This window comes from Micrococcus sp. 116 (assembly GCF_902506395.1).
Taxonomy (GTDB): Bacteria; Actinomycetota; Actinomycetes; order Actinomycetales; family Micrococcaceae; genus Micrococcus; species Micrococcus luteus.
Genome location: NZ_LR732370.1, coordinates 40300 through 66260, shown reverse-complemented (window position 1 = coordinate 66260; position 25961 = coordinate 40300). Strand labels below are relative to the sequence as shown.

Here is a 25961-nt window from a genome sequence, read left to right as displayed (position 1 = left end):
GGACGGGGCTCGGTCACGGGGCGGTCCTCTCTCGGCGGTCGGACGGGGCGTGCGCCGGGACGAGCAGCGCGACGGGCAGGGTGCTGAGCAGTTCGTCGAGGCGCACGGCGCCGCGCGCGTCCGGGTGGACGGGGTGGCCGGTGACGGCGTCCTCCCACCGCCCAGCCGGCACGGTCACGACGGTCTGGCCCCAGCCACCCGCGGCCGCGAGGCGGACGGGCCAGCGCGTGGCCACGGCGAGCGCCCCGCCCCGGTCGAACGCGATCGCGTGTTCGGCGGCGGGGCCGGAGACGTCGAGCGGGCGGTGGCCGGTGAACAGCTCGGGCCGGTCGCGGCGGGCGCGCAGCACGCCGGCCACGACGGCCAGCTTGGCGGCGGCGGGGTCGTCGAGGCCGGGCGTGTGGCCGGCGTCGAGGCGGTCCAGCAGGTCGGCCCGGGCCGCGAAGTCCACGGGGCGGCGGTTGTCCGGGTCCACGAGGGTGGGGAAGGGCACCTCCGTGCCCTGGTAGACGTCGGGGACGCCGGGGGCGGCGAGCTGGACGAGCTTGTGGCCGAGCTGGACCACCAGGCCGGGCTCGGCGATGCGGTCCGCGACGGCCTGGAGCACGCCCCGGGCAGGCCCCTCGGGGGAGGTGACGGCGGCGGCGAGTGCGGCGAGCCGGGCCTCGAACTCGGGGTCCTGGTCCGTCCAGGTGGTGGCCAGGGCCGCCTCGCGGGAGGCCTTCTGCAAGAAGCCGAGGATCCGCTCCTCCTCCGGCGTGGTGCCGTCCGTGGGCCAGACCCCCACGATGGACTCCCAGAGCAGCCGCTCCGCGTCGGGGTGGCCGAGCGGGTGGAGGCGCCTCAGCTCCGCGAGCTCGGCGGCCCAGCGGTCGGGCTCCTCGGCGAGCACGGCGATGCGGGCGCGCACGTCCTCGCCGCGCTTGGTGTCGTGGGTGCTCAGGGTGGTCATGGCCGTCGGCCAGGCGGCCTGGCGCGCCTGCTGGGCGGCGTGGAAGTCGGCCAGGGACAGGGCGACGTGGGAGGGGTCTCCGCCGACCTCGTTCAGATTGGCCCACCGGGTGTACCGGTAGAAGGACCGGTCCTCGACGCCCTTGGCCATCACCATGCCGGAGGTCTGCTGGAACCGGCGGGCCACGGGCGAGTCCGGGTCGGTCAGCTCGGGCCGCAGGTCGCCGAGCACGTCGGCGAGGCCCGGCTCCGCCGCGGCCGCGTCCGCCAGCGCGCCCTCGAGCACGGCCAGGCCCACGGGCAGGTAGGTGCGGTACACGGGCAGCCGGGCCAGCACAGCGGCGAACGCGGCGGCCACGTCCTCGTCCGGGTGGGCACCGAGGGCGTGCACGGCGCGGACCTCCCGGACCAGCCGGGCGGTCTCGGCCGCGAGGGGGCCGGTGGCCACGTCGTGCTTGGCCCGCACCACGGCCTCGTCCCACTCCCGACGACGGCGCGCGTCCTCGGCCGCATCGCCGGCGGCCTCGGGGTGCATGAAGACGCGTTCGACCTCGCCGAGCGCGTCGTAGCCGGTGGTCCCGTCCACGGGCCAGTCCGCGGGCAGCGCCTCACCGGGCTCGAGGATCTTCTCCACCACGAGGTAGCCCTCCGGGAGCACGTGGGAGCGCAGGCGCCGCGCGTAGCCAGCCGGGTCCGCCAGGCCGTCCGGGTGGTCCACGCGCAGCCCGTCCACGAGCCCTTCGCGGACCCAGCGGGCGGGTTCGGCATGGACGGCGTCGAAGACCTCGGGCTCCTCCACCCGGACGCCCGCGAGCGTGGTGACGGTGAAGAACCGGCGGTAGTTCAGCTCGGCGTCACCGCGGCGCCAGCCGACCAGCCGGTAGTGCTGGCGGTCGTGCACGGCGCGGGCCAGGCGGGCCTGCTCCGCGGTCGGCTCCTTCGCCGGGTCCGCCGCCGCGAAGACCTCCGCGGCGCGCAGCCCGGTCTCCGCCTCGGCCGCCTCGAGCGATCCGGGGGCGAGGGGGTAGACGTTGTCCCAGTAGCGCAGACGGCCGCCCTCGGCGTCGACGACGAGACGGTCCAGTTCCGCGTCCGCGTCCCCGTCAGGGCCGTCTCCCAGCACGGGGATGAGCAGGGACCCGCCGCCGGCCGCCCAGTCCACGTCGAACCACGCCGCATGCGCCGCCTCGGGACCGTGGGTGAGCACGTCCCACCACGCCGGATTGGCCTGGGGCGTGGCCACGCCCACGTGGTTCGGCACGATGTCCACGAGCACGCCCATGCCCGCCTCGTGCGCGGCGCGCGCGACCATGTCCAGCCCCTCGGCCCCGCCGCGGGCGGCGTCCAGCCGGGTGGGGTCCACGACGTCGTACCCGTGGTCGGAGCCGGGCTCGGCCTCGAGCAGCGGCGAGAGGTAGAGCCAGTCCACGCCCAGGCGCCGCAGATAGGGCACGAGCCCGGCCACGGACTCCAGCGGCAGATCCGGGCTGACCTGGAGCCGGTAGGTGGACGCGGGGGCGGAACGGACGGTCGAGGTGCTCACGCGGCGACGCTAACAGAGGCCCCCGACGCGGCATCAGGCCCGACGGGCCGGGGCGGGAAGGTCAACGCGTCTCGACCGGACGGGCGAAGATGTCCTCCCCGACGACGGGCTCGCCCGAGGACTCCAGCAGGACCATCTCGTCGCGCAGCACGGTGCCGTCGGCCTGGGTCAGATCGGCCACGAAGCCGGGGCCGGACTGGCGGATGCGGTCCACCGCGGTGTAGCCGTACTTCGCCTCGAGGTTGCCGCGGAACGCGTCCAGACCCTGGACGTGCAGGACGGCGCCCGTCGCGCCGAGGGCGACGGCGGCCGCGAGCGCGACAGCCCCGACCCCGCGCTGGGTGCGGGTGTCCTCGAGGAGTCCGATCTCCGGGTTGCGGCCGTGGGTCGCGGCGAAGCGCCGGTGCCGCCGGGCACGCCACAGGCCGACGACCACGAGCGTGCCGCCGACCACGAGGGTCAGTGAGGCCAGCCAGTAGAGGATCCAGGGGGTCACGAGGTCGACGTTCGCAAAGTCCATGTCCCAGTGTGACACAGGCCTCACTCCGGCGGGAGGGCACGCGGCCGGTCGCGCCTCGTCAAGGCAGCGGCCGGCCCCGCGCCGCGGTCCACAGGCGGTGCCACTGCGCGGAGTCCATCGCCTCGGCCACGGAGGCCGCCTCGGCGCACGCGGCGACGCGCTCCGGGTCCTGGGTGCCGATCACGGGCCGCACGCCCCACGGCAGGCGCAGCAGCCAGGCGAGCACCACGGCCTCCCGGCTGACGCCCAGCTCCGCCGCGACCTCGCCGACGACGCCGGCCGCGCCGTCGTCGCCGGAGCTGAACCGACCCTGCCCCAGCGGACCCCAGGCCTGCAGCTCGATCCCCTCCGCGGCGCACACCGGGCCGAGGCGCCCGGCGTCGGCGTCCGCGGGGGCGTCCGGGTGGTTGGCGAGCACGACCGCCTCCACGAGGGTGCGGTGGTGCAGGCCGAGCTCGACCTGGACGCACGCCAGCCCGGTCCCGTCCGCCGCCTGGCTCTCGAGCTCGCGCTGGAACTCGAGGACGCGGCCCACGCCGAGGTTGGAGACGCCCAGCTTGCCGACCAGGCCCGCCTCCCGCGCGTCGAGGAAGGCGCGCACGGTGTCGGCCACGGGCGTGAGGACGTCGGGCCGGTGGATGATCAGGGTGTCCACGCGCTGCTCGCCGAGGCGGGACAGCGAGCCCTCCAGCGAGGCGCGCACGTGCTCGGGCGAGGAGTCGTAGCGGGTCAGACGCCGCCCGGCCGGGTCCGTCTCGTGCAGGACGATCCCGCACTTGGTCTGCACCTTCAGGGCGGAGCGCTCCTCGTAGGGCAGCTCGTGCAGCAGCCGGCCGACGGTCTCCTCGGAGCGGCCGGCCCCGTAGATGTCCGCGGTGTCCAGCAGGTCGACGCCGGCCTCGATCCCGGCGCGCAGGGCGCGGCGGGCACGCTCCACGGCCGCCTCGGCCTGCGCTGCGCCCGCGGGCCCCTCCGGCCCCGCCCCCGGATCGGCGTCCGGGGGCGGCGGGGGAACGGACCCCCAGGCCATGGTCCCGAGGACGATCGGGGTGGCCGGGGTCGGGTCGAGGTCGAGCGGCGGATGCGTGGAGGCTGTGCTCATGGCCTCACCGTCTCACGTCCGCCCGCCCCGGGTCCGGACCCGCCGCCCTGTGATGGGATGGGTCCATGAAGCTCGCCACGTTCCGCCAGCCCGACTCCGACGCCGCCTACCCCGGCGCCACGTTCGCCGCGGTCATCACCTCCGTGCACCCCGAGGACCCCGAGGTCGCCGTGCGCGCCGTCGCCCTGCCGGACTGTCGCGACGTCGGCGAGTACCTCACCGCCACGCCGGAGGAGCAGCGGGAGATGGTGGAGGGTGCCCTCCGCGCGGCGCAGGCCGACCGGTCCCTCCTGCTGGACACCTCCGGCCTCGTCTACGACACGCTCGTGCCCTTCCCCACCAAGGTGTTCTGCGTGGGCCTGAACTACACGAACCACATCGACGAGACGGGCCTGGATCGCCCCGAGCATCCGACGCTGTTCGCGAAGTTCCCGCAGTCCCTCACGGGTGCGCTGGACCCGATCGAGGTCCCCGAGGAGGACCACCGGGTCGACTACGAGGGCGAGCTGTGCATCGTGGTCGGGGAGCCGGGCCGACGCATCGCCGTCGAGGACGCCCCGGAGCACATCGCGGGCTACGCGGTGGCCAACGACATCTCCATGCGCGGCTTCCAGGGCCGCACCTCCGAGTGGCTGCAGGGCAAGGTGTGGGAGGCCTCGACGCCCGTGGGTCCGTGGCTGGTCACCCCGGAAGAGTTCCCGGCGGACGCGCGCGTCCTCACGCACGTCAACGGTGAGCTGCGTCAGGAGGACAGGGTCGCCGACGTCGTCTTCTCCCCCGCCGAGCTGGTCTCCTACGCCTCGCAGCTGATCACCCTGAACCCGGGTGACCTGATCCTGACCGGCACGCCCGCAGGGGTCGCCCTGGCCCGCCGGGACGCCGAGGGCCGCCGCCCGTGGCTGCGTCCCGACGACGTCGTCGAGGTGGAGATCACCGGGCTGGGACGCCAGCGCAATGAGCTCGTCTGAGGCGGCGCCGGCGGACGCCCTGCCCCGCGTCGTCGGCATCCTCGGTGCGGGGCGGGCGGGCACCGCGCTGGCACGTGCGATCGCGCGCATCCCCCGCCTCTCCCCGGGCACGGCCGCCCCGCGGGTGATGGTCGCGGGCACGCGGCGCCCCGCGGCGGTCCAGCGCCACCTGACGATCTACGCGCCCAAGGCCGTCGCCGTGTCGGCCGAGGACCTGGCGGCGGAGGCGGAGCTCGTCGTCGTGGCCGTGCCGCGCGAGGCGCTGGACGACGTCGACCCACTCGCCCTCGCCGGGCCGGCCACGCGCGCCGTGGTGGACCTGACCAACACGTGGGGGGACGAGCCGGTCCCGGCGTGGCTCGACGACGACGGCGCGCCCGGCTCCGTCCGGATCGCCGCGCGCTGGGCCGCCGCGGGGCTGTGCGTGCCCGTCGTGCGCGCGTTCTCGGAGATCTCGCACCACGACCTGGAGGATGCCGGGCGTGCCACGGCCCCGCGCCGCGCCCTCGCGGTGGGCACCGAGCGGACTGACGCGGCGCCCGAGCCGGCCGCGGTCGCCGCCGCGCGCGACACGGTGGTCGCCCTCGTCACCGCGATGGGCTTCGACGCGGTCCCCTACACGGGCCTCGACCGGGCCGGGGTCCTCGAGCCGGGGGCGGCGGGGTTCGGCACCGCGCACGATGCCGGCCGGCTCGCCGCGCTGCTCGCCGACGCGCCCACCGGCTGAGGCGCGCCACCCGCCCGGCGGTACCTAGGCTGGGCGGGACCGCCGACCCTCCCAGGAGGCCCCCGTGACCCGTCCGACGCACCGCACCGCCCGCCGCACGCTCACCGCGGTCGCCCTGTCCGCCGCCGCCCTCACCGGACCGGCGGCGTCCGCCACCGTCGTCGCCCTGCCGGTCACGGCGGGGGTCACGGGCGCCGCCGCGCCGCAGGCCCACGCCGTGGCCTGGGACCAGGTGGAGCTCGTGGATGACGCGGGCGTGATCGACCTCGCCCAGCTGCGCCGTGACCTGGCGGGGATCGAGTTCCGGGAGCCGACCCGCGTCGCCGTGGTCACCGAGCGCGGCCCGGACCTGTCCGCACTGGACGACGACCGCGCGTCTCAGGCGTTCAACGGGCGGGTGCTCGAGCGGGCTCGCGCGGAGCACCCGGACTGGCTCAGCGCGGACGGCCAGAAATGGGCCGACGGCCTCGTGATCGTGGCGCTCGACCCGGACAACCGGTTGATCGGGGTGTACGTGGGCGAGGACCGGATGCTCAGCACGGACCGGCTGCGGGAGGTGCGCGAGGCCGGACACGAGGCGGCCCGTGCGGCCCGGTGGACGGACACGGTCGTGGAGGTGACGGACGCCGCCGCCGAGCTGATCGGGCGCCCCTGGTGGCAGGCTCCCGAACTGTGGTTCGGCGCGGGGATCGTCGGTGTGGCGGGCGGCGGCGCCGCGGCCGCGGCGCTCGCGAGCCGACGGCGTCGCCGCCGCCGGACGGCCGACCTGCTGGCCGAGGCCCGCACCCACCTGACCTCCGTCACCCTGGAGATGGACGCCACCGAGGTGAACGCGTCCACGGTGCCCGAGGACTCGCCCCACGCGGCCGCGCTGATGGAGCGCTTCCGCGGCTTCCGGCGCCAGGCGCTCGACGCGTCGGCGGAGCTGGACCGCCTCGAGGCCCTGCCGGAGCGCAGCCTGCATCGCACGGAGCACGCCCGGGCCGCGGAGGACGTCCGGGACCGCGCCCGTGAGCTCGACCGCCTCGACGACGCCGTGGCCGCGGCGAACACCTTCCTCAACCGCCACCCGGGGTGGCCGGCGGCGTGGGACCAGCAGACCGCCCCGCTGCGGGCCGACCTGGACGCCGCCGGCGCGCTGGCCTCCTCCGTCGGCTCCGCCGGACCCGTCGGCTCCGCCGTCGCGGCGCTGGAGTCCTTCCGCGCCGAGGCGCAGCACCGGCTCGAGGCGCTGGGCGCGGACCTGCAGGACGAGCGCCTGACCCCGGCCACGGCGCTGGGCGAGCTGGATGCGCTGCGGCGTCGCCTGACCGGGCTGGTCTCCGCCCTCGCCGACGCCAAGGTGGCGGCCTTCGGCAAGGACGAGGCCGAGCGTGAGCTGCTGCGCGACGAGCTGCGCACGCACCGTGGCCCGGCCCGGTCCGCGCGCGGCTCGATCCTGGACTCCGCGCTACCGGCGGATGCCTACTGGACGGTGGTGGCCTTCACCACGGGCCACCAGGCCGGCGAGCGGTCCGTCCAGGACCACCGCCAGGCGCAGTCCAGCTCCTCCGGGACCGGCTACGGATCCTCGGGCGGCTCGTTCTCCGGGGCGGGCTCGTCCGGCCGATTCTGAGCCGGCCGGGGCCGGATCTGAGCCGGAAGCTCGTCCGGGGCCGGCACCCGGCCCCTGGCCCACCGCCCCGTTCTGCGAGCCAGTGAAGGACCATGACCGCCGCTGACACCCCCGCACCCCGCCAGGACCCCCTCGCGTTCTTCCTCGACAAGGCCGTGCCCGAGGCATGGCACGCGGTCGGGCCGCTGGCCTCGGCCGCGCGCGGCGCCGCCGAGCAGGCCGGACTGGACCGGCAGCTCGTGGAGCTCGTGAACCTCCGGGTCTCCCAGCTCAACGGCTGCGTGTTCTGCCTGGACCGGCACACCCGCCAGGGTGCCGACGCCGGTCTGAGCGTGCAGCGCCTGGGGCTGCTGCCGGCGTGGCGTGAGGCCGGGGCCGTGTACTCGGAGCAGGAGCGCGCTGCGCTCGAGCTCGCCGAGGCGGTCACGGACCTCCCCGAGCAGGAGCAGCTGAACTACGTGCAGGCCTCCACGGCCGCCGCGCTCACGGACGCCCAGTACGCGGCCGTGCAGTGGGTCGCGATCGTGATGAACCTGACGAACCGCATCTCGATCCTGTCCCATCACCCCGTGCGGCGCCGGGACGGCTGACCCCTTCCCCGTCGCCGGCCTAGCGGCGGGGTCCACCGAGGAACGAGAGGACCGACCATGACCGAGCAGACCCCCAGCCTGGAGCACCCGCAGGTCCGCAAGAACGGGGAGAGGTACGAGATCGTCATCGACGGCGCGGGCACGGTGGCCGGCTTCACGACGGCGATCGACGACGACACCGCCGACGGCCCGGCCCAGCGGATCTTCCCGCACACCAAGGTCGACCACGAGTACGAGGGCCGGGGCCTGGCCTCGACCCTCGTGCGCGAGGCGCTGAAGGACACCGTGGCCGCGGGCCGCCGGGTCGTCCCCGTCTGCCCGTACGTGAAGGACTGGGTGGACGAACACGACGACGTGGCCGGCGAAGTGGACCCGGCGCGCCCCGAGCGTCTCCAGTTCCTGGAGTCCCGCCAGGACTGACGCACCGCACCCGGTGAGCACCCGGAGACGAGAAGAGCCCCCGCCGATCCGGCGGGGGCTCTTTCTGGTCGGGGTGACAGGATTTGAACCTGCGGCCTCGTCGTCCCGAACGACGCGCGCTACCAAGCTGCGCCACACCCCGTTGGAGGTCTCAGACCTGAATCCAACAGAGAGCGACTATACCAGCCACACCGGGTGCCGCCAAACCGAGATGCGGGGCAGAATCTCACGCGTGAGACCTCTGCGCACCCCGCGAATCCGAGAGAGGCCGGCATGAGCTGGTGGCCGTTCCCGCGTTCCTCCGCGAGCCCCTCCCCCGACGACGACGGCGCCCCGGCCGCCGCCGAGCTCGAGGAGGCCGTGGCCGCCCTGCGACAGCTGTTGCGCGCGGAGCGGCACCGACTGCGCCCGGACAGCTGGGCCCTCGCGTGGGAGATGGTCGAGCACGCCGCCGAGTACGCGCCAGCCTGGACTCGCCTGCAGCGCACACGGCCCGTGGAGACCCAGGAGCTCGTGCTCGCCCTCACCGGGCGCTTGGAGCCGCTGCTGCGCGACTTCCTCGCACTCCCCGACTCGGAGAAGCCGGCCCATGCCGACGCCGTGCACGCGCGCCTTCGGGAGCAGGGCACGGAGCACGGCCGGCTGCGCCGCCGACTCACCCGCGCGCTCACGGCACGACTGCGGGCCGGCGAGGAGCTCTGAGCGCCGCGGGTGAATGCACCCGGAACGCAGAAAGCCCCGTGCAGATCGCACGGGGCCGCCCGGTGAATCCTCCCGGGAATGCGGGAAGGGCCTCGCACCAACAGTGCGAGGCCCTCCCTCAAAGAATGTCCGGCGGCGACCTACTCTCCCACAACCTCCCGGCTGCAGTACCATCGGCGCTGTGGGCCTTAGCTTCCGGGTTCGGAATGGAACCGGGCGTTTCCCCCACGNCTTACCACATGATTCCCGGCTGTCAAACCAGATCATCTTCTTCAGGAATCCCGACCCGCATCACTGCCGGCCGCGCACCCGGTGAGCACCACCCGCCCTGGACCTGCCATTCTCGGCATGAATCCGCGGATTCTGTGTTCTTCACCCCGCCTCCCGGTCACCCGGTCGGCGTCTTGAGCACGAGATGGAACTCTACACACGAACCCCACCGAACACAAAATCAGGGGCGGCACCCGGCGTGCGGTCAAGGGTGGGCGGCCGGTTTCCGCCTGTTCTCGCGGATTCCTTCGGCCTGGCCCGCCCCGTTCGACGCTCCAGCGCCGTCACCCCCGGCCGTGACGTGCACCACTCCTCAGGGCGTGGCCGTCGTGTCCAGGGTCGGCTGGAGCCACACGGTGGTCAGCGCCGGCACGTTCACCGTGACGTGGGCCGGCTGGCCCTGCCACTGGCCCTCGTGTGCCGCAATCACCTCGGACTGGCCGGTCTGCTCCCGCCAGCCGTCACCGTGGAAGTCGGTCGCATCGGTGTCCAGCACCACCGTCCACTCCCCCGCGGACGGCACCCCCACGCGCAGCCCCTGACGCGGCGACCCCGAGAGGTTGGTGATGCACAGCAGCGGGGCGCCGCCCGGTTCAGCGGCCGGGACCGCGGCGCCGTCGTCGTCGATCCGTGTCTCCGGCACCACCTGCGCCGCGGGCATGCGGAGGAACACGAGCGTGTTGCCGTCGGCGTCGCCGCCGTCCACCCACGCAAATCCCTCCGGGCTGTGGTCCAGCGACCACAGCGCCGGCTTGCTGCGGTAGAGCGCGTTGAGCTCCCGGATCGTCAGCTGGACCCCGCGGTGCGCCTCATCCCACGAGACGGGCCAGTCCAGGCCCTCGCCCTCGGACCACTCGCTCGGCTGCGCGTACTCCCCGCCCATGAACAGCAGCTGCTTGCCGGGGTGCGCCCACATGTACCCGTAGTAGGCGCGCAGGGTCGCCAGCTGCTGCCGTCGGTCGCCCGGGATGCGGCCCAGCAGGGAGCCCTTGCCGTGGACGACCTCATCGTGGGACAGCGGCAGCACGTAGTTCTCCGAGTAGGCGTACACCAGGGAGAACGTCCACTGCTCGTGGTGCCACCGGCGGTTGACCGGGTCCTGGGACAGGTAGGCCAGGGTGTCGTGCATCCAGCCCATGTTCCACTTCTTGCCGAAGCCGAGACCGCCCGCGTCCACGGGAGCGCTCACCCCGGAGAAGGCCGTGGACTCCTCCGCGATCATGTGGACGCCGGGGTGCAGGCGGTACACGGTCGCGTTGACCTCGCGCAGGAAGTCGATGGCCTCGAGGTTGTGGTTGCCGCCGTGCACGTTGGGCTCCCACTGCCCGTCCTCGCGCGAGTAGTCCAGGTAGAGCATCGAGGCGACGGCGTCCACGCGCAGCCCGTCGATGTGGAACTCGCCGAGCCAGTAGAGCGCGTTGGCCACGAGGAAGTTGCGGACCTCGGTGCGGCCGAAGTCGAACACGAGGGTGCCCCAGTCGGGATGTTCGCCCCGCCGCGGGTCCGGGTGCTCGTACAGGGCGGTCCCGTCGAAGCGCGCGAGCGCCCACTCGTCCTTCGGGAAGTGCGCCGGCACCCAGTCCACGATGACGCCGATCCCCGCCCGGTGGAGCGCGTCCACCAGGTGCTTGAACTCGTCCGGGGAGCCGAACCGGGAGGTGGGGGCGTAGTAGCCGGTCACCTGGTAGCCCCAGGACCCGCCGAACGGATGCTCCGCGACCGGCAGGAACTCCACGTGCGTGAACCCGAGCCACTGCACGTACTCCACGAGCTGCTCGGCCAGCTCGCGGTAGTCCAGCCCGGGCCGCCACGAGCCCAGGTGCACCTCGTAGATGCTCAGCGGGCGCTCGTGCGGGTCCGTGAGACGGCGGCGCTCCATCCAGGTGCGGTCCCCGAAGGCGTAGTCGGACTCGAGCACACGCGAGGCCGTGGCCGGCGGGACCTCCGTCCAGCGGGCCATCGGGTCCGCCTTCTGCCGCCAGAGCCCGTCCCGGCCGAGGATCTCGAACTTGTAGCGGTCGCCGTGACCGACGCCAGGCACCAGCAGCTCCCACACGCCGGAGGAGCCGAGGGACCGCATGGCATGGGTCCGGCCGTCCCAGCCGTTGTGGTCGCCCACCACGCGCACGGCCCGCGCGTTCGGCGCCCAGACCGCGAAGGCCGTGCCGACGGCCTCGCCCGCGGAGGTGCGGACCACGCGGGCGCCCAGCACCTCCCACAGCCGTTCGTGCCGGCCCTCCGCGATCAGGTGCAGGTCCAGCTCGCCGAGCGTGGGCAGGTGCCGGTACGCGTCGTCCTGCTCCTGGACGGGGCCGGTCGTGCCGTCCTCGGTCTCGTACGCCACCTCGACGCGGTAGTCGCCCGCGGCAGCCCCGGCCACGCGGGGCGTCGGGGCCACGCCCGCGAACACGCCGTCGTGCTCGTGCGTCAGCTCCACCCGCTGCCCGTCGCCGGCGCGGACCACCGTGACCGTGCGCGCCAGCGGGCGCAGCACGCGGTAGGTGACCGCCGCGCCGTCGGGATGCGGGTGGGCGCCCAGCACGGTGTGCGGATCGTGGTGCCGGCCCTGCGCGACGGCGGCCAGCACCTCCGGGTCCACGGCGAGCGGGGCCGGCACCACGATCCGCACGGCGGACGGGGTCATGGCGATTCCTGTTCTGGGGACGGCGGGCGTCGGGAGCGGCTCAGCCGTTCCGGACGACCCGCAGGACATGGGCGGGCTCGACGTGGGGGTCCAGGCGGACGTACGGGGTGCGGCCCCACCGCCAGCGCTGGCCGGTGAGCAGGTCCTCCACCTCGACGGCCCCGGACGCGTCGCGGTCCTCGGGGCGCAGACGCAGCGCCTCGAGGTCCAGGTCCAGGGTCGCCTCGACGACGTCGTGCGGGTTCGTGGTGACGACGACGATCAGGGTGTCCTCCGCGGGACCGGCGTCGGTGACCGCCTCGGCGTCCCGGTGCGCACCCTCGGGCCGGGCCGAGCGCGTCTTCGAGAACACGAGCAGGTCAGGGTGCGTCGAGGCGTGCAGGGTCAGGTTCTGCAGGTCGCCCAGCGCCGGGTGCGCCGCGCGGATCTCATTGAGCCGGGTGAGGTACGGGGCGAGCGAGGCACCCGCGGCCTCCGCGCCCTCCCAGTCCCGGGGGCGGTACTCGTACTTCTCGTTGTCGATGTACTCCTCCGCGCCCGGCCGGGCCACGTGCTCGAACAGCTCGAACCCGGCGTAGACGCCCCACAGCGGGCTGGCCGTGGCGGCGACGACGGCGCGGATCCGGAACGCGCCCGGGCCGCCGTGCTGCAGGTACTCCGTGAGGATGTCCGGCGTGTTGACGAAGAGGTTGGGGCGATAGAACGCCGGCGTCTCGTGCGAGATCTCCTGGAGGTACTCCGCAAGCTCCTCGGCCGTGTTCCGCCAGGTGAAGTACCCGTAGGACTGCTGGAACCCGACCTTGCCCAGGGCGTGCATCATCGCGGGACGGGTGAAGGCCTCGGCGAGGAACACGACGCGCGGCTCCTCGGCGCGGACCTTCGCGATCAGCCACTCCCAGAACCACAGGGGCTTGGTGTGCGGGTTGTCCACGCGGAAGATGTGCACGCCGCGGGCCACCCAGCCCCGCACCACGTCCAGCACCGCCTGGGCGAGGCCGCCCGGGTCGTTGTCGAAGTTCAGCGGGTAGATGTCCTGGTACTTCTTCGGCGGGTTCTCCGCATACGCGATGGTGCCGTCCACGCGGGTGGTGAACCACTCCGGGTGCGCGGCGACCCACGGGTGGTCCGGGGAGCACTGCAGGGCCAGGTCCAGGGCCACTTCGAGGCCCTCGTCCGCGGCCGCGGCCACGAACGCCTCGAAGTCCTCGACGGTGCCCAGGTCCGGGTGCACGGCGTCGTGCCCGCCCTCGGGCCCACCGATCGCCCACGGCGAGCCCGGGTCCTGCGGCCCGGCCGTCAGCGTGTTGTTCGGACCCTTGCGGTGCGTGGTGCCGATCGGGTGGATCGGCGGCAGGTAGACCACCTGGAAGCCCATCCGGGCGACCGCCGGGAGCCGGTCGGCCGCCGTCGCGAAGGTGCCAGAGGACCACGTGCCGGAGGCCTCGTCGAAGCGGGCGCCCTCGGAGCGGGGGAAGAACTCGTACCAGGCGCCGCGGCCGGCGAGCTCGCGCTGCACGTCCAGCGGGTAGAGCTCGGAGCTCGTGAGGTGCTCCCGCACGGGGCGGGCGTGGAGGACGGCGGACACCTCCGCCGACTCGGCGGAGGCCAGGCGCTGGGCCGGGATGAGCGACTCGTCCTCGAGGCCGCGAACGACCTCCTCGAACACGGCGCGGTCCTCGGCCGAGCGCTCCGCGTCCTCGGCGGCCCGGCGGAACAGGGCGGCGCCCTCGGCGAGCATCAGCTCCACGTCGACGCCGGCGGCGATCTTGACGGTGGCCGCGTGCTTCCACGTGCCCACCGGATCGTCCCAGCCCTCGACCACGAACTGGTGCAGGCCCGGCTCGGCGGGCCGCAGCGTGGCCACGACCTCGTCCAGGCCGGGCCGGCCCGGACGCATCTGCACGCGCTGCACCTCGGCGCCGGCCGGGTCGAACAGGCGGACGGTGGCGCGCACGGAGTCGTGGCCCTCGCGGAACACGGTCGCGCGGACGGGGATGTCCTCGCCGACCACGGCCTTCGCCGGGAACCGGCCGTCCAGCACCACGGGCTGCACGTCCGTCACCGGGATACGCCCCGTGACGGTCTGGAGGCGGACATCGGCTGCGGTGGCGCTCTGGGTGTCGGGCTTCACGGTGCTCACGCCACGACGCTACCCCGCGGCCGCGCCGGTGAGAACGGCCGGCCCGCCCGCCCGCCGTGGGGGGCGGAGGGGCGGGCCGGGGACGGGGCGCCGGACGGGACGCTCAGGACAGCATGGTCTTGTCGTCCACGACGGCGCCCTTGATCTTGCCGAACTCGGCCAGCAGGTCCGCCGGGGTGCGCCCGGCCTTCTCCTGCTCGTCCAGCTCGAGGATGATCCGGCCGTCGTGCATCATGATCAGCCGGTTGCCGACCTCGAGGGCCTGGGACATGTTGTGCGTGACCATCAGCGTGGTGAGCCGGTGCTCGGCCACCACCTGCCGGGTCAGGCGGGTCACCAGCTCCGCCCGGGACGGGTCCAGGGCGGCGGTGTGCTCGTCCAGCAGCAGGATCTTCGGTCCGGAGAACGTGGCCATGAGCAGGCTGAGCGCCTGACGCTGGCCACCGGAGAGCAGCCCGACCTTGGCGGTGAGGCGGTTCTCCAGGCCGAGTTCGAGCTTCGTGAGCTCGTCGCGGAACATCGCGCGCCGGGCGCGGGAGACGCCCCGCGAGAGCCCGCGGGCGTGCCCGCGTCGCCAGGCCAGGGCCATGTTCTCCTCGATCGTGAGATTCGGGGCCGTGCCCGCCGTCGGGTCCTGGAACACCCGGCCGATCGAGGCCGCGCGGCGGTGGTCCGGCATGCGGGTGACGTCCTTGCCGCCCACGGCCACGGTGCCGGTGTCCGGGAGCAGCTTGCCGGCGATCGTGTTCAGGATCGTGGACTTGCCGGCGCCGTTGGAGCCGATCACGGTGACGAAGTCGCCCTCGGCCAGGTGCAGGTCGATGCCCCGCAGGGCGCGCCGCTCGTTGACGGTGTTCGGGAAGAAGGTCTTGGAGACCTGTGAGATCTCAAGCACGGGGGGCCTCCTCGGAGACGGATGCGGCGGGGGTGGCGCCGCCCGGCTCGCCAGTCAGGGGCATGCCGGCGGTGGCCGGAGCGGCGGCGGCCGGCGCCGGGGTCGCGGCCGTGCCCCGCGTGCGCAGGCTCAGGCGCCTGGCGAAGCCGAAGCGCGGCAGCAGCAGGGCCACGACGACGAGGGCCGCGGAGATCAGCTTCATGTCGTTCGGGCTCAGGCCCGCGTTGAGGGCGAACTGGATGATCAGGCGGTAGAGCACGGCGCCGACGATCACGGCGAGCGTCGCCCAGAAGACCGTGCGCTGGCCGAACACGGCCTGGCCCACGATCACGGACGCCAGGCCCACGAGGATGAGGCCGATGCCCATGGAGATGTCCGCGAAGCCCTGGTACATGGCCAGCAGGGAGCCGCCGAGGGCCACGAGGCCGTTGGAGATCATCAGGCCGAGGATCTTCATCCGGTCCGTGGAGACGCCGTACGAGCGGATCATCTCCTCGTTGTCACCGGTCGCCTGCAGGGCGAGGCCCAGGTCCGTGTGCAGGAACCAGTCGAGGATCAGCTTCACCACGAACACACCGAGGAAGAGCACGAGGATCGAGCCCCAGTTCCGGGCCAGTCCCAGGTCGCCGAGCCACGTGAACAGGGTGTCCTGGCCGAGCAGGGGGATGTTGGCCTTGCCCATGATCCGCAGGTTGATCGAGTAGAGCGCGATCATCGTGAGGATGCCGGCGAGCAGGCCGTCGATCCGGCCCTTCGTGTGCAGCAGGCCGGTGACGAGGCCCGCGAGCGCGCCCGCCACGAAGGCGGCGAGCATGGCCAGGGGCACCGGCGTGCCGCCCGTGATGAGCACGGCGGCCGTGGCGGCGCCGGTGGTGAACGAGCCGTCCACCGTGAGGTCGGGGAAGTCGAGGATGCGGAAGGTCAGGTACACGCCGAGCGCGACGACGGCGTAGATCAGACCCAGTTCCACTGCGGTCAGCATGGGGCGGGTGCCTTTCGGGCGGTGCGAGGGGGGACGGACGACGGCGGGACGGGGTGGGCCGGCCGTCGACGTGCTCCGCGGCGGCCCGGACCACGAGGTCCGGGCCGCCGCGGAGGCGGGCAGGCGCGGGATCAGCCCTCGACGAGCTGATCGGCCCTGTCCGTGAGCTCGGCGGGGATCTCGACGCCGTAGGCCTCGGCGGCCTTCGGGTTCAGCACGAGCTGCAGGTTGGCCGGGTCGGCGTAGCCCACGGGCAGCTCGGCCGGCTTCGCGCCGTCCTTGAGGATCTTCACGGCCATCTCGCCGGCCTGCTTGCCGTGCGCCTCGTAGTCGATGCCGTACGTGCCCAGGGCGCCGCGCTCGACGGAGTCGATGTCCGCCGAGATGACGGGGACGCGCTGCTCCTTGCCGTAGCCCACCACGGTCTCCAGCGCCGAGACGACGGCGTTGTCCGTGGGCACGTAGATGCCGTCCACGCCGGACAGGGACTGCACGCCCTGCTGGACCTCGGACGAGTTGGTGATGGTGGCCTCCTTGACCTCGAGGCCCAGCTCCTTGCCGGCCTCCTTGGCCTGGTCCACCTGGACCTTGGAGTTGGCCTCGCCGGAGTTGTAGACGATGCCGACGGTCGTGGCGTCCGGCTTCACGTCCTTGAGCAGCTGCAGCTGCTCCTTGACCGGGTTGCGGTCCGAGACGCCGGTGACGTTGCCGCCCGGGGCCTCGTCCGAGGCCACGAGCTCAGCGCCCTGGGGATCGGTGACCGCCATGAACACGACCGGCTTGTCCTTCACGGCCGAGGCGGTGCCCTGCGCGGCAGGGGTCGCGATCGCGGCCACGAGGTCCACGTCCGCGTCGTTGGCGAAGGTGGAGGCGATGGAGGTGACCGTGGCCTGCTCGCCCTGGGCGTTCTGCTCCTCGAACGTCACGTCCAGGCCGGCGTCCTTGAACGCCTCCTTGAAGCCCTCGGCCGCGCCGTCGAGCGCCGGGTGGGAGACGAGCTGGTTGATGCCCACGGTGTAGGAGCCGTCGCCGGCGGCGGAGGACGAGCCGGAGCCGCCGGAGCCGGAGTCGCCGCACGCCGTGAGCCCGAGGGCGGCGACGGCGAGGGCGGCGGTGAGGGGGAGGGAGGGGTGCTTCATGAGACGGACCTCGTTCTGATGGTGCGGTGCGGGATGCGCTCGCCGACGGGGGCCCGTCGGACACAGTGCAGACACTGTGCGCGGTGACACGCGTCACGGGCAAGACGTGCGCGCATCCACACGACATCCTGCCATGTGACCGGCGTCACTGTGGACACTCTGCCCGCGTCGGCGCCGTGTGCGAGACCCGCGTCCCCGCCCGGCCGTCATCCCGGGCGGCGGCGCCGTCGAGGTCAACGCCCGCCGGCGCGCTGCACCGAGATCTCGTACAGCGAGATGCCCACCGCCATCGAGGCGTTGAGGGACTCCATCGTCGAGTCGATCGGGATGGACACGATCTGCTGGCAGTGCTCCCGCACCATGCGGGACAGACCCTTGCCCTCGGCCCCCACCACGAGCACGAGCGGCTCCGTGGCCAGGGCGAGCCCGGGCAGGGAGACGTCCCCGCCGCCGTCGAGGCCCAGCACGAAGTAGCCGGCCCTGTGCAGGTCGACGAGGGTGGTGTTCAGGTTGCCGGCCTGGGCCACGGGCACCCGCGCGGCCGCGCCGGCCGAGGTGCGCCAGGCGGTGGCGGTCACGCCGACGGAGCGACGCTCGGGCACGATCACGCCGTCCGCGTCGAACGCGGAGCCGGCCCGGATGATGGCGCCGAGGTTGCGGGGGTCGGTGATGCCGTCGAGCGCGATCAGCAGCGGCGGGGTCCGCAGGTGCCCCTTCTCGTGCTTCGCGAGCGCGTCGAGGGCCAGGGCCGTGGCGTCCGCGTACTCATAGGGCGGGATCTGCAGCACGATGCCCTGGTGCACGGCCTCGCCGGAGAGGCGGTCCAGCTCCGGCTTGGTGTTCTCCAGGACCGGCACGCCCTGCTCGAGGCAGAGGCGCAGGGCCTCCTTGACGCGGTCGTCCATCTCGATGCGCACGGCCACGTGCAGCGCCTTGGCCGGGATGCCCGCGCGCAGCGCCTCGAGCACGGGGTTGCGACCGGAGACCGTCTCGTCCGTGAGCTTCACGCGGCCGCGGACCTGGTCCTTCACGGGGCCGCGCTTGGCGGCCGAGCGCTCGGCCAGCTGCTTGGCGCGGTGTGCCTTGTGGTAGACCCGGTCCTCGGCCTTGGGCGTGGGTCCGCGGCCCTCGAGCGCCTTGCGACCGTGGCCGCCGGTGCCCTTCATGGGGCCCTTCTTGCCCTTGGGCTTGCGGGATCCGCCGGAGCGGGGGGCGGTGGACATGGCGGGACTCCTGCGTGCCGGGGACGGGGGCGGCGGCACGCGGGGCGCCGCCGGATCGCCCTCCAGTCTAGGTGTCAGTCCGCCAGGCGCCATGTGGCGCCGTCGGCGCCGTCCTCCACCACGACGCCGGCCGCGGCCAGCGCGTCGCGGATGCGGTCCGCGGTGGCCCAGTCCTTGTCCGCGCGGGCCTGTGCCCGCGCCTCGATCTGCGACCGGACGAGCGAGTCGAGGGCGTCCGACACCGGGCCGGCCGCGGCGTCGTCGCCCTCGGGCACGTCGTCCAGGCCCAGCACCGCGGTCATGGCCTCCACCTCGGCCAGACGGGCGGCCGCGGCGTCGAGGTCCTGCCCGGCCAGCGCCGAGTTGCCGGCGCGCACGGCCTCGTGCAGGGCCGCGAGCGCCTGGGGCACGTTGAGGTCGTCCTCCATGGCGGCGCGGAAGGCGGCGGGCACACGGTCCGCGAGCGCCCCGTCGGGGGCGGGCGGGACGGCGCCGGCGGCGCGGGCGCGGGCCGTGAAGCCCTCGATGCGCTCGACGGCGGCCTCGGCCTCGTCGAGGGCGCCGGGCCGGTAGTCGAGCTGGGAGCGGTAGTGGGCCTGCCCCAGGAAGTAGCGCACCGCCGTCGGGCGGGCCATGCCGAGCATCTCCTCGGGGGAGATCGTGTTGCCCACGGACTTGGACATCTTCTCGCCGCCGTAGGTGACGAGCCCGTTGTGCAGCCAGAAGCGGGCGAAGCCGTCACCGGCGGCCGCCGACTGGGCCAGCTCGTTCTCGTGGTGCGGGAACCGCAGGTCCAGGCCGCCGCCGTGGATGTCGAACTCGGCGCCGAGGTACTTCGTGGACATGGCCGAGCACTCCAGGTGCCATCCGGGGCGGCCGGCGCCCCAGGGCGACTCCCACACGGCGGTGGCGGGCTCGCCGGGCTTGGCGCCCTTCCACAGGGCGAAGTCGCGGGGGTCGCGCTTGCCGCGCGGGTCGGCGTCGGGGGCGTCCTGCATGTCCTCGACGCGCTGGCGGGTGAGCTCGCCGTAGCGCTCCCAGGACCGGACGTCGAAGTAGACGTCGCCCGAGCCGTCCTGCGCGGGGTAGGCGTGGCCGCGCTCCATCAGGCGCTCGATGAGCGCGAACATCTCGGGCACGTGGCCGGTGGCGCGCGGCTCATAGGTGGGACGGCGGACGCCGAGGGCGAGGTAGGCGGCGTCGAACGCCTTCTCGAACCGGTAGGCCAGGGCCCACCACGGCTCGCGGGCCGGGTAGAGGTCCGAGGCCTCGAAGCCGGCCTCGTGGGAGGCGGCCGAGCGGTCGAGGATCTTGTCGTCGATGTCCGTCACGTTCCGCACCGAGGTGACGCGCAGCCCGGTGGCCTCGAGCCAGCGGATGAGGATGTCGAACACGATCGCGCTGCGCACGTGGCCCACGTGCGGCATGCCCTGCACCGTGGCCCCGCAGTAGTACACCGACGCCTCGCCGGGCACGAGGGGCTCGAAGTCCCGGATCTGCGCGGTGCGGGTGTCGTAGAAGCGCTGGGCCATGGGGGCGCGGTCCTTCCGGAGGGGCGGGGTCCTGACGGGGCTCTGCCAGCCTAGTTGTTGTGGGTCATGAGGTTCTTGCCACGGGGTACGGGCTGAGATGAGACGAGCGGGCCTCTCCCGCAGGATGGAAGTTCCTCAACAACCCACCTGCCAGAAGAGACCCGCTCATGACTCACGCTAACGCACCCCTGACCCCGACCGGCCGTCTCAGGATGGTCCACCGCCACCTGCACGACGGGATCCCGCAGTCCCACGTGGCCGCCGAGTTCCGGGTGAGCCGGCCCACGGTGGCCACCTGGGTGGCCCGCTACCGCGCCGAGGGCGAGGCCGGGCTGCTCGACCGGCCCAGCCGTCCGCGCCGTTCACCTGCCCAGCTCGACCCCGAGGTGGTGGCCCAGATCCAGACCCTGCGTCGCAGGGAGAAGTGGTCAGCCCGCCGCATCCATCACCACCTCGTCTCTGAAGGCCACCAGCTGTGCCTGCGCACTGTGGGCAGGTGGCTGCACCGACTGGGCATCTCCCGGTTGCCAGACCTCGCGCCCACGGGTGAGGACCTGCGCCAACGACCCCAGAAGATCACCGCGAGAGGGCCGGGGCACATGGTGCACCTGGATGTGAAGAAGATCGGGCGCATCCCTGACGGGGGCGGCTGGCGCACCCACGGACGTGAAAGTGAAGCAGGCCGTGCTTCCAAGCGCGGGCCTGGCCGGCGGGTCGGCTACACCTACCTGCACTCGGCGATCGACGGGTTCACCCGCCTGGCCTACACCGAGGCGTTGGAGGATGAGCGGACGGTGACCACGATCGGGTTCTTCTGCCGGGCGCGGGCGTTCTTCGCCGCCCACGGGATCCGGATCGACAGGGTGATCACGGACAACGGGAACAACTACCGGGCCGCGGACTTCACCGCCAAGGTGGTCTCGCTCGGGGGCCGGCACCACCGGATCCGCCCCTACACCCCGCGCCATAACGGGAAGGTCGAGCGGTACAACCGGCTGATGGTCGATGAGGTCCTCTACGCCCGCCCGTATACCTCAGAGCAAGCTCGGCGTGAGGCCCTTCAGGTGTGGGTGAACCACTACAACTATCATCGGCCTCATACCTCCTGCGGAGACGCCCCTCCGGCCTCACTGGCACCGACCCGAGTCAACAACGTCATGCCCTCCTACACCTAGTCGGTGCGCCGACGCGGGCTCAGGCCGCGGGGACGACGAGCGCGGTCGCGATCCCGACCAGCCCCTCCCTGCGCCCGATGAACCCCAGCCGGTCCGTGGTGGCGGCGGAGACGGACACGGGGGCCCCGCCGAGGGCGGCGGAGAGGGCGGCCTCCATCTCCGCGCGGCGCGTGCCCACCTTGGGCCGGGGTGCGACCACCTGGACCGCCACGTTCCCGACGGCGAGGCCCGCCTCCGTCAGCAGGCGCAGCACCTCGCGGAGCATGTCCGCGCCGGAGGCGTCCGCCATCTCGGGCCGGTCGACGCCGAACACGGCCCCGAGGTCGCCGAGGCCGGCGGCGGAGAGCAGGGCGTTGCACGCCGCGTGGGCGGCCACGTCCCCGTCCGAGGTCGCGGCCACCCCCCGCTCGCCGGGCCAGTGGATGCCACCGAGCCACAGGGGCCGGGGGGCGTCCTCGGGTGCCCACGCGTGCACGTCGGTGCCGATCCCCACGCGCGGCAGGGGGGGTGCCGGGGTGCGAGGGGCGTGGGGCAGGCTCATGCGTCTCCCGTCGACGGTGTGTGCCCACCAGGGAACCGTCCTCGTCTGGCCGCGGCATGGCCTGGGGGTGAACACCCGCGGAAGGGGCGGGCCACACCCGGTGGCCCGCGCACCCGGCCGCGCGGTGGAATCGGGGCCGCGAAACCGGTATGCTCGTCAGCCGTGGCCGTTCACGGTCACGTGCCTCCTTAGCTCAGCTGGCCAGAGCAGCTCCCTCGTAAAGAGCAGGTCGCCGGTTCGAATCCGGCAGGGGGCTCCCCCGGGCCCCGCCGCGTGATCACGCGGCGGGGTCCTCTCGTCTCCGGGCCGGCCCTCCGGGGCGCGCCGCCGTCAGAGCCCGGCTCCCAGCTCCTCCGCCCGGTCCAGGTGGCCGAGGGTGCGTTCGGCGTGCCGGCCGACCGACTCCGCCGAACCCTGACCGAGCCGGTACAGGGCGAGGGCCTGGGCGGTGGCGGCCAGCTCGTGCGCGGCGCGGGAGAGCTCACGGTGGACGTCGGCGGCCTCGGCCGGGATGTGCTCGCCGTCGCCCTCGTGGTCCCGGTGCAGGCGGACGCACAGGGCGCGGACCGCGGGGAGCCGTTCCGTGAGGACGTTACCGGCGTGGACCACGCCGTTGCGCTCCTCGGGGCTCAGCACGTCCGTGCCCCGCTGGCCCTCCAGCACCTGCCAGTAGCGGTCCAGGGCCCGGCCGAGTCGGTCGTGGGCACGGCGCCACAGCCCCGTGCCGAGCTCGCGGTCGTCGGCACGCTCCTGACGGAAGCGTGCGAAGGGCCCCCTCATGCGCGGTCGCCGGACGGCCGGCGCGCGTCGGCGGGGTCGGTGACGAGCACGACCTTGCCCGTGCGGGTGGCGGAGTCGAACCAGTCGAACGCCTCGGCGGCCTCGGCGAGCGGGAAGCACGCCCCGACGCTCGCGTCGATGCGGCCCGCCGCCACCAGGGGCCACACGGCACGTTCGGCCGCGGCCACGATCCCGGCCTTGTCCACGACCGAGCGGGAGCGGAGCGTCGCCCCCGTGAGCCAGCCGCGCTTGACCACCAGCTTCATGATGTTGAAGTCCTCCGGGACGGCGCCGCCCTGGACCGCGAGCGTCACGATGCGTCCCTCGGGGGCGAGCGCGGACACGTTGGGCGCCAGGTACGGGGCGCCGACGACGTCGAGGATGACGTCCGCGCCGTGGCCGTCCGTGACCTCCTTGACCCACGGGGCGAAGGCACCGGACTCGGCGGCGCGGTGGTCGAACATGTGCTCGGCGCCCAGCCGCCGACCGAGCGCCACCTTCTCCGGGCCGCCGGCGGTGCCCAGCACCCGTGCACCGAGCGCGGCGAGGAACTGGACGGCGAAGGAGCCGATGCCGCCGGTGGCGCCGTGCACGAGCACCCGGTCCCCGGCCTGCACGCCCGCACGGCCCACGAGCGCCGAGTGCACCGTGCAGGCGACCTCCGGCAGGGCCGCCGCCTCGACGAGGCCGACGCCGTCGGGGACGGCCATGAGCTGGCCCGCCGGCACGGCGACGTACTCGGCGAAGCCCCCGCCGGCCAGGAGCGCGCACACCCGGTCACCGACGGCGAAGCGCCCCTCACCCGGCATCCCGGCCTCGGGTCCCAGCGCCGCCACGGTGCCGGAGACCTCGAGCCCGGGGATCTCGGAGGCGCCGCGCGGTGGCGGATAGCGGCCCTCGCGCTGCGCGATGTCCGCGCGGTTGAGACCCGCGGCGGCCACGTGCACCAGCACCTCGCCCGGGCCGGGGTCCGGCACGGGCTCGTGGCCCACGCGGACGACGCCGTTGTCGCCGGCGCCGGTGAATCGCACGGCGCGCATCTGTGCGGGGACGTCCATGGGGGTCTCCTCCTCTGGTCGGGGGTCGAGGGTCCATCCTCGCGCGCGGGGGACCGGACTCGCCACCGGTCGCCCGCCGGGCCACGGGCTAGAGTGGGTCCTCGACGCGGCGGCCCACGCCGTCGCGGTCAGGCCCGGGATGGTTGTCCGAGCGGCCGAAGGAGCCGGTCTTGAAAACCGGTGTGCGGTGACCCCGTGCCGAGGGTTCGAATCCCTCACCATCCGCGTGCACACGACGAGAGGCGGCGGGCCGGACGGCCCGCCGCCTCTCGTTCACCTGGAAGCCACCTGGATGTGATGGACTCCGCGCGTCACCCCGCCGTCCACCGGCGGCGCACCTCTGTCATCACGCATCCCGGGGAGAGCCACGCCCAGCCTGTTCCGCCGCCGTGCCGTCACCACGGCCGCCTGCACCGTCCTCGTCCTCGCGCCCGCGAGCGCGGCGCCCGCCCTGGCCGTCGAGACGGCCGCCGCGGACGAGACCACCATCTCGATCCTGTCCTTCAACGACTTCCACGGCGCGCTGTCCGCGGACTACATCGGCACGCAGTTCGCGGACACCGTGGAGGACTACCGCACCGCGTTCGAGGCCGAGCACGGCGCCGGCTCCACGCTGCTGACCAGCGCCGGCGACCTGATCGGTGGCTCGAAGTCCGTGTCCAACGTGCAGCAGGACAACCCGACGATCGACGTGATGAACGCGCTCGGCCTGGCCTCGCTGACCGCCGGCAACCACGAGTTCGACAAGGGCCTGGACGACCTGCAGGGCCGTGTGGAGTCCCGGGCCCAGTTCCCGGTGCTCTCCGCCAACCTGGTGGACCCGACGAGCAAGGAGCCCGTCCTCACCTCGCACGCCGTCTTCGACGTCGACGGCGTGCGCGTCGCGGTCATCGGCGCCTCCCCCAACGAGCTGTACGCGACCACCACCGGCGCGGGCCTGAAGGGCAACGAGGTCCTCGACGAGGTCGCCGCCGTGAACGCGGTCGCGGACGAGCTGGAGGCCCAGGACGCCGCCGACGTGATCGTGGCCTCGTACCACGACGGCGCCGCCGGGGCGGGCGAGCTGGCCGCCGAGCGGGCGGCCCGGGCCGAGTTCGACCGCATCGTCGGCGAGACCTCCTCCGCCGTGGACGTCATCTTCAACGCCCACACCCACCAGCTCTACCAGTACGACACCACGGCCGGCGGCGCCCACCGCCCCGTGATCCAGGCGGGCGCCTCCGGCAGCCACCTGGCCGCCGTCGAGCTGACCGTGGGCGCCGACGGCGAGGTCACCGGGCTCACCCCGCGCCTGCTGGCCCGGTCCACGCAGGCCCCCGCCGAGGCCGCCGCGGAATCCCCCGTCACCGCCCAGGTGTACGCGATCGAGCAGGAGGCCGTCGCGGTCTTCGAGGACCTGCAGGGCGAGGTCGTGGCCGACCTGTCCGCCTCCATCACCACCGACTACCAGAAGCTCATCGACGCCGGCGGCTCCTGGAAGGCCGGCGGCACGCGCGCCGCCGAGACCACCCTGGGCACCTGGGTGGGCGACGCCGTCAAGCACGCCGCCGAGCAGGCGAACCCCGAGGTGGACCTCGGCGTGACCAACCCCGGCGGCCTGCGCTCCGAGCTGCTGACGGACCGCTTCACCGACGGCGGCGCGTTCCCGGCCAAGCCGGCCGACCTCGTCGGTCGCCTCACCCTGGGCGAGCTGCTCGACATGGCGCCGTTCGGCAACACCATCACCTACTTCGACATCCCGGGCTCCTCCATCAAGCTGGCCCTCGAGGAGAACTGGCGGAACGACGTGCGCAAGTTCACCCTCGGCTGGTCCGAGGAGCTGACCTGGACCTACGACGAGTCCCGCCCGCAGGGGGACAAGGTGACCGGCGTGTGGATCGACGGCGAGCCGCTCCAGGCGGACCGCATGTACACGGTGGCCAGCCAGTCGTTCCTGGCCGACGACACCTGGACGACGCTCGGGGACCCGACCAAGGCCCCCGACGGCTACACCGCCTTCGCGACCGGCCGCCAGAACTTCGTGAACATGGGCCTGTTGGACTCCCAGGCGATCACGGACTACGCCCGCGCCCAGGACGCGGCCCACGGCGCCGTCGCCCCGGACTTCGGCAAGAACGGCGTGCCGGTCACCGACGCCCCCGCCTCGGTCGAGGCCGGGCAGGCCGTCGGCCTGACCCTCGGGGACCTCGTGGTGGACTCCGACGGCGCCCCCGCGGCGACCGCGGTCGACGTCGCCTTCCGCACGGCCGACGGCACCGAGACCGCCCTGGGCACCGTGGCCGTCCCCGCGGGCTCCGAGACCGTCACGCTCTCCGGGATCACCGCCCCCGCCGCGGCGGGCACGGGCGAGCTCGTGATGACCGTGCGCTACGCCGACGGCAGCACGACCGTGGTGCGCCATGCCCTCGAGGTCACCGCGGCCCCGTCCCCCACCGAGCCGGAGC

21 protein-coding genes, 3 tRNA genes and 1 rRNA gene are annotated in these 25961 nt (G+C 73.9%); 10 read left to right on the top strand and 15 right to left on the bottom strand.

Features of this window, described 5'->3' with window-relative positions; genetic code table 11:
• Window positions 1-13 precede the first annotated feature (13 nt).
• The 3 genes from treY to CITRIK5_RS00305 all read right to left on the bottom strand — a co-directional run bounded on the left by treY (window position 14) and on the right by CITRIK5_RS00305 (window position 4116).
• Window positions 14-2494, bottom strand: coding sequence for a malto-oligosyltrehalose synthase (gene treY / locus CITRIK5_RS00315; protein WP_101967270.1), 2481 nt, complete (start codon window positions 2492-2494; stop codon window positions 14-16).
• 61 nt (window positions 2495-2555) lie between these two features.
• Complete coding sequence (locus CITRIK5_RS00310; RefSeq protein WP_020625726.1) at window positions 2556-3014, bottom strand: hypothetical protein; 459 nt, start codon at window positions 3012-3014, stop codon at window positions 2556-2558.
• 58 nt (window positions 3015-3072) lie between these two features.
• On the bottom strand, window positions 3073-4116 hold the full coding sequence (locus CITRIK5_RS00305; protein WP_020625725.1) for an aldo/keto reductase: 1044 nt from the start codon (window positions 4114-4116) through the stop codon (window positions 3073-3075).
• Window positions 4117-4181: 65 nt separating this feature from the next.
• Here CITRIK5_RS00305 and CITRIK5_RS00300 point away from each other — a divergent pair, with 65 nt between their 5' ends.
• The 5 genes from CITRIK5_RS00300 to CITRIK5_RS00280 all read left to right on the top strand — a co-directional run bounded on the left by CITRIK5_RS00300 (window position 4182) and on the right by CITRIK5_RS00280 (window position 8436).
• Window positions 4182-5084 (top strand): fumarylacetoacetate hydrolase family protein, encoded by a 903-nt coding sequence (locus CITRIK5_RS00300; protein ID WP_020625724.1) that lies wholly within the window; start codon window positions 4182-4184, stop codon window positions 5082-5084.
• Window positions 5071-5811, top strand: coding sequence for an NADPH-dependent F420 reductase (locus CITRIK5_RS00295; protein WP_020625723.1), 741 nt, complete (start codon window positions 5071-5073; stop codon window positions 5809-5811). The genes CITRIK5_RS00300 and CITRIK5_RS00295 overlap by 14 nt, the downstream gene beginning before the upstream one ends.
• 64 nt (window positions 5812-5875) lie before the next feature.
• Window positions 5876-7426 carry a DUF5129 domain-containing protein gene (locus CITRIK5_RS00290; RefSeq protein ID WP_159832851.1) on the top strand — a complete coding sequence of 517 codons (1551 nt, stop codon included), beginning with the start codon at window positions 5876-5878 and terminating at the stop codon, window positions 7424-7426.
• Between the two features lie 92 nt (window positions 7427-7518).
• The gene (locus CITRIK5_RS00285; RefSeq protein ID WP_060973518.1) at window positions 7519-8016 is read left to right on the top strand and encodes a carboxymuconolactone decarboxylase family protein; all 498 of its coding nucleotides are present in this window, start codon (window positions 7519-7521) and stop codon (window positions 8014-8016) included.
• Window positions 8017-8073: 57 nt separating this feature from the next.
• Window positions 8074-8436, top strand: a complete 363-nt coding sequence (locus CITRIK5_RS00280) for a GNAT family N-acetyltransferase (protein ID WP_159832849.1) — start codon at window positions 8074-8076, stop codon at window positions 8434-8436.
• A 65-nt stretch (window positions 8437-8501) separates the two neighbouring features.
• Here the strand turns inward: CITRIK5_RS00280 and CITRIK5_RS00275 are convergent.
• Window positions 8502-8578 (bottom strand) — tRNA-Pro (locus CITRIK5_RS00275).
• Window positions 8579-8709: 131 nt separating this feature from the next.
• On the opposite strand from CITRIK5_RS00275, the gene CITRIK5_RS00270 reads away from it, so the two are divergent.
• Entirely contained in the window at window positions 8710-9138 is a 429-nt protein-coding gene (locus CITRIK5_RS00270) for a hypothetical protein (RefSeq protein ID WP_036315952.1), read from the top strand.
• Window positions 9139-9265: 127 nt separating this feature from the next.
• Here the strand turns inward: CITRIK5_RS00270 and rrf are convergent.
• The 8 genes from rrf to cysS form a co-directional block, all read right to left on the bottom strand.
• Window positions 9266-9381 (bottom strand): 5S ribosomal RNA (gene rrf / locus CITRIK5_RS00265).
• Window positions 9382-9721: 340 nt separating this feature from the next.
• Window positions 9722-12052, bottom strand: a complete 2331-nt coding sequence (glgB, locus tag CITRIK5_RS00260) for a 1,4-alpha-glucan branching protein GlgB (protein ID WP_159832847.1) — start codon at window positions 12050-12052, stop codon at window positions 9722-9724.
• Between the two features lie 40 nt (window positions 12053-12092).
• Window positions 12093-14192 (bottom strand): alpha-1,4-glucan--maltose-1-phosphate maltosyltransferase, encoded by a 2100-nt coding sequence (locus CITRIK5_RS00255; RefSeq protein WP_044658573.1) that lies wholly within the window; start codon window positions 14190-14192, stop codon window positions 12093-12095.
• 103 nt (window positions 14193-14295) lie between these two features.
• On the bottom strand, window positions 14296-15087 hold the full coding sequence (locus CITRIK5_RS00250) for an ABC transporter ATP-binding protein (RefSeq protein ID WP_041104730.1): 792 nt from the start codon (window positions 15085-15087) through the stop codon (window positions 14296-14298).
• Complete coding sequence (locus CITRIK5_RS00245) at window positions 15080-16069, bottom strand: ABC transporter permease (RefSeq protein ID WP_036382447.1); 990 nt, start codon at window positions 16067-16069, stop codon at window positions 15080-15082. Before CITRIK5_RS00245 ends, CITRIK5_RS00250 begins: the two co-directional genes overlap by 8 nt.
• Before the next feature lie 131 nt (window positions 16070-16200).
• Window positions 16201-17208, bottom strand: a complete 1008-nt coding sequence (locus CITRIK5_RS00240; protein ID WP_060973912.1) for an ABC transporter substrate-binding protein — start codon at window positions 17206-17208, stop codon at window positions 16201-16203.
• A gap of 233 nt (window positions 17209-17441) precedes the next feature.
• Window positions 17442-18431, bottom strand: a complete 990-nt coding sequence (gene rlmB, locus CITRIK5_RS00235; RefSeq protein WP_036317879.1) for a 23S rRNA (guanosine(2251)-2'-O)-methyltransferase RlmB — start codon at window positions 18429-18431, stop codon at window positions 17442-17444.
• A gap of 74 nt (window positions 18432-18505) precedes the next feature.
• Window positions 18506-19963: a cysteine--tRNA ligase gene (cysS, locus tag CITRIK5_RS00230; RefSeq protein WP_060973913.1), complete on the bottom strand. Its 1458-nt coding sequence runs from the start codon at window positions 19961-19963 to the stop codon at window positions 18506-18508.
• A gap of 167 nt (window positions 19964-20130) precedes the next feature.
• Here cysS and CITRIK5_RS00225 point away from each other — a divergent pair, with 167 nt between their 5' ends.
• Window positions 20131-21138, top strand: a complete 1008-nt coding sequence (locus tag CITRIK5_RS00225) for an IS481 family transposase (protein ID WP_159832845.1) — start codon at window positions 20131-20133, stop codon at window positions 21136-21138.
• Between the two features lie 19 nt (window positions 21139-21157).
• On the opposite strand, the gene ispF is transcribed toward CITRIK5_RS00225, so the two are convergent.
• Entirely contained in the window at window positions 21158-21679 is a 522-nt protein-coding gene (gene ispF / locus CITRIK5_RS00220; protein ID WP_159832843.1) for a 2-C-methyl-D-erythritol 2,4-cyclodiphosphate synthase, read from the bottom strand.
• A 182-nt stretch (window positions 21680-21861) separates the two neighbouring features.
• On the opposite strand from ispF, the gene CITRIK5_RS00215 reads away from it, so the two are divergent.
• Window positions 21862-21935, top strand: a tRNA-Thr gene (locus CITRIK5_RS00215).
• Between the two features lie 74 nt (window positions 21936-22009).
• Here CITRIK5_RS00215 and CITRIK5_RS00210 read toward each other — a convergent pair.
• Complete coding sequence (locus CITRIK5_RS00210) at window positions 22010-22459, bottom strand: hypothetical protein (RefSeq protein WP_002858061.1); 450 nt, start codon at window positions 22457-22459, stop codon at window positions 22010-22012.
• Entirely contained in the window at window positions 22456-23517 is a 1062-nt protein-coding gene (locus CITRIK5_RS00205) for an NAD(P)H-quinone oxidoreductase (RefSeq protein WP_081097720.1), read from the bottom strand. The genes CITRIK5_RS00210 and CITRIK5_RS00205 overlap by 4 nt, the downstream gene beginning before the upstream one ends.
• A gap of 137 nt (window positions 23518-23654) precedes the next feature.
• Here CITRIK5_RS00205 and CITRIK5_RS00200 point away from each other — a divergent pair.
• Window positions 23655-23742, top strand: a tRNA-Ser gene (locus tag CITRIK5_RS00200).
• Between the two features lie 115 nt (window positions 23743-23857).
• The coding region (locus CITRIK5_RS00195; RefSeq protein WP_370462602.1) for a bifunctional UDP-sugar hydrolase/5'-nucleotidase at window positions 23858-25961 on the top strand (2104 nt) is incomplete at its 3' end.

Bases quoted from the DNA above. Each gene is read 5' to 3' on its own strand.
- CITRIK5_RS00270 (WP_036315952.1), top strand. From the start codon at position 8,710: ATGAGCTGGTGGCCGTTCCCGCGTTCCTCCGCGAGCCCCTCCCCCGAC.
- CITRIK5_RS00285 (WP_060973518.1), top strand. From the start codon at position 7,519: ATGACCGCCGCTGACACCCCCGCACCCCGCCAGGACCCCCTCGCGTTC.
- ispF (WP_159832843.1), bottom strand. From the start codon at position 21,679: ATGAGCCTGCCCCACGCCCCTCGCACCCCGGCACCCCCCCTGCCGCGC.
- CITRIK5_RS00210 (WP_002858061.1), bottom strand. From the start codon at position 22,459: ATGAGGGGGCCCTTCGCACGCTTCCGTCAGGAGCGTGCCGACGACCGC.
- CITRIK5_RS00240 (WP_060973912.1), bottom strand. From the start codon at position 17,208: ATGAAGCACCCCTCCCTCCCCCTCACCGCCGCCCTCGCCGTCGCCGCC.
- CITRIK5_RS00305 (WP_020625725.1), bottom strand. From the start codon at position 4,116: ATGAGCACAGCCTCCACGCATCCGCCGCTCGACCTCGACCCGACCCCG.
- CITRIK5_RS00205 (WP_081097720.1), bottom strand. From the start codon at position 23,517: ATGGACGTCCCCGCACAGATGCGCGCCGTGCGATTCACCGGCGCCGGC.
- CITRIK5_RS00245 (WP_036382447.1), bottom strand. From the start codon at position 16,069: ATGCTGACCGCAGTGGAACTGGGTCTGATCTACGCCGTCGTCGCGCTC.
- CITRIK5_RS00225 (WP_159832845.1), top strand. From the start codon at position 20,131: ATGACTCACGCTAACGCACCCCTGACCCCGACCGGCCGTCTCAGGATG.
- glgB (WP_159832847.1), bottom strand. From the start codon at position 12,052: ATGACCCCGTCCGCCGTGCGGATCGTGGTGCCGGCCCCGCTCGCCGTG.
- CITRIK5_RS00280 (WP_159832849.1), top strand. From the start codon at position 8,074: ATGACCGAGCAGACCCCCAGCCTGGAGCACCCGCAGGTCCGCAAGAAC.
- cysS (WP_060973913.1), bottom strand. From the start codon at position 19,963: ATGGCCCAGCGCTTCTACGACACCCGCACCGCGCAGATCCGGGACTTC.
- CITRIK5_RS00310 (WP_020625726.1), bottom strand. From the start codon at position 3,014: ATGGACTTTGCGAACGTCGACCTCGTGACCCCCTGGATCCTCTACTGG.
- CITRIK5_RS00295 (WP_020625723.1), top strand. From the start codon at position 5,071: ATGAGCTCGTCTGAGGCGGCGCCGGCGGACGCCCTGCCCCGCGTCGTC.
- CITRIK5_RS00300 (WP_020625724.1), top strand. From the start codon at position 4,182: ATGAAGCTCGCCACGTTCCGCCAGCCCGACTCCGACGCCGCCTACCCC.
- rlmB (WP_036317879.1), bottom strand. From the start codon at position 18,431: ATGTCCACCGCCCCCCGCTCCGGCGGATCCCGCAAGCCCAAGGGCAAG.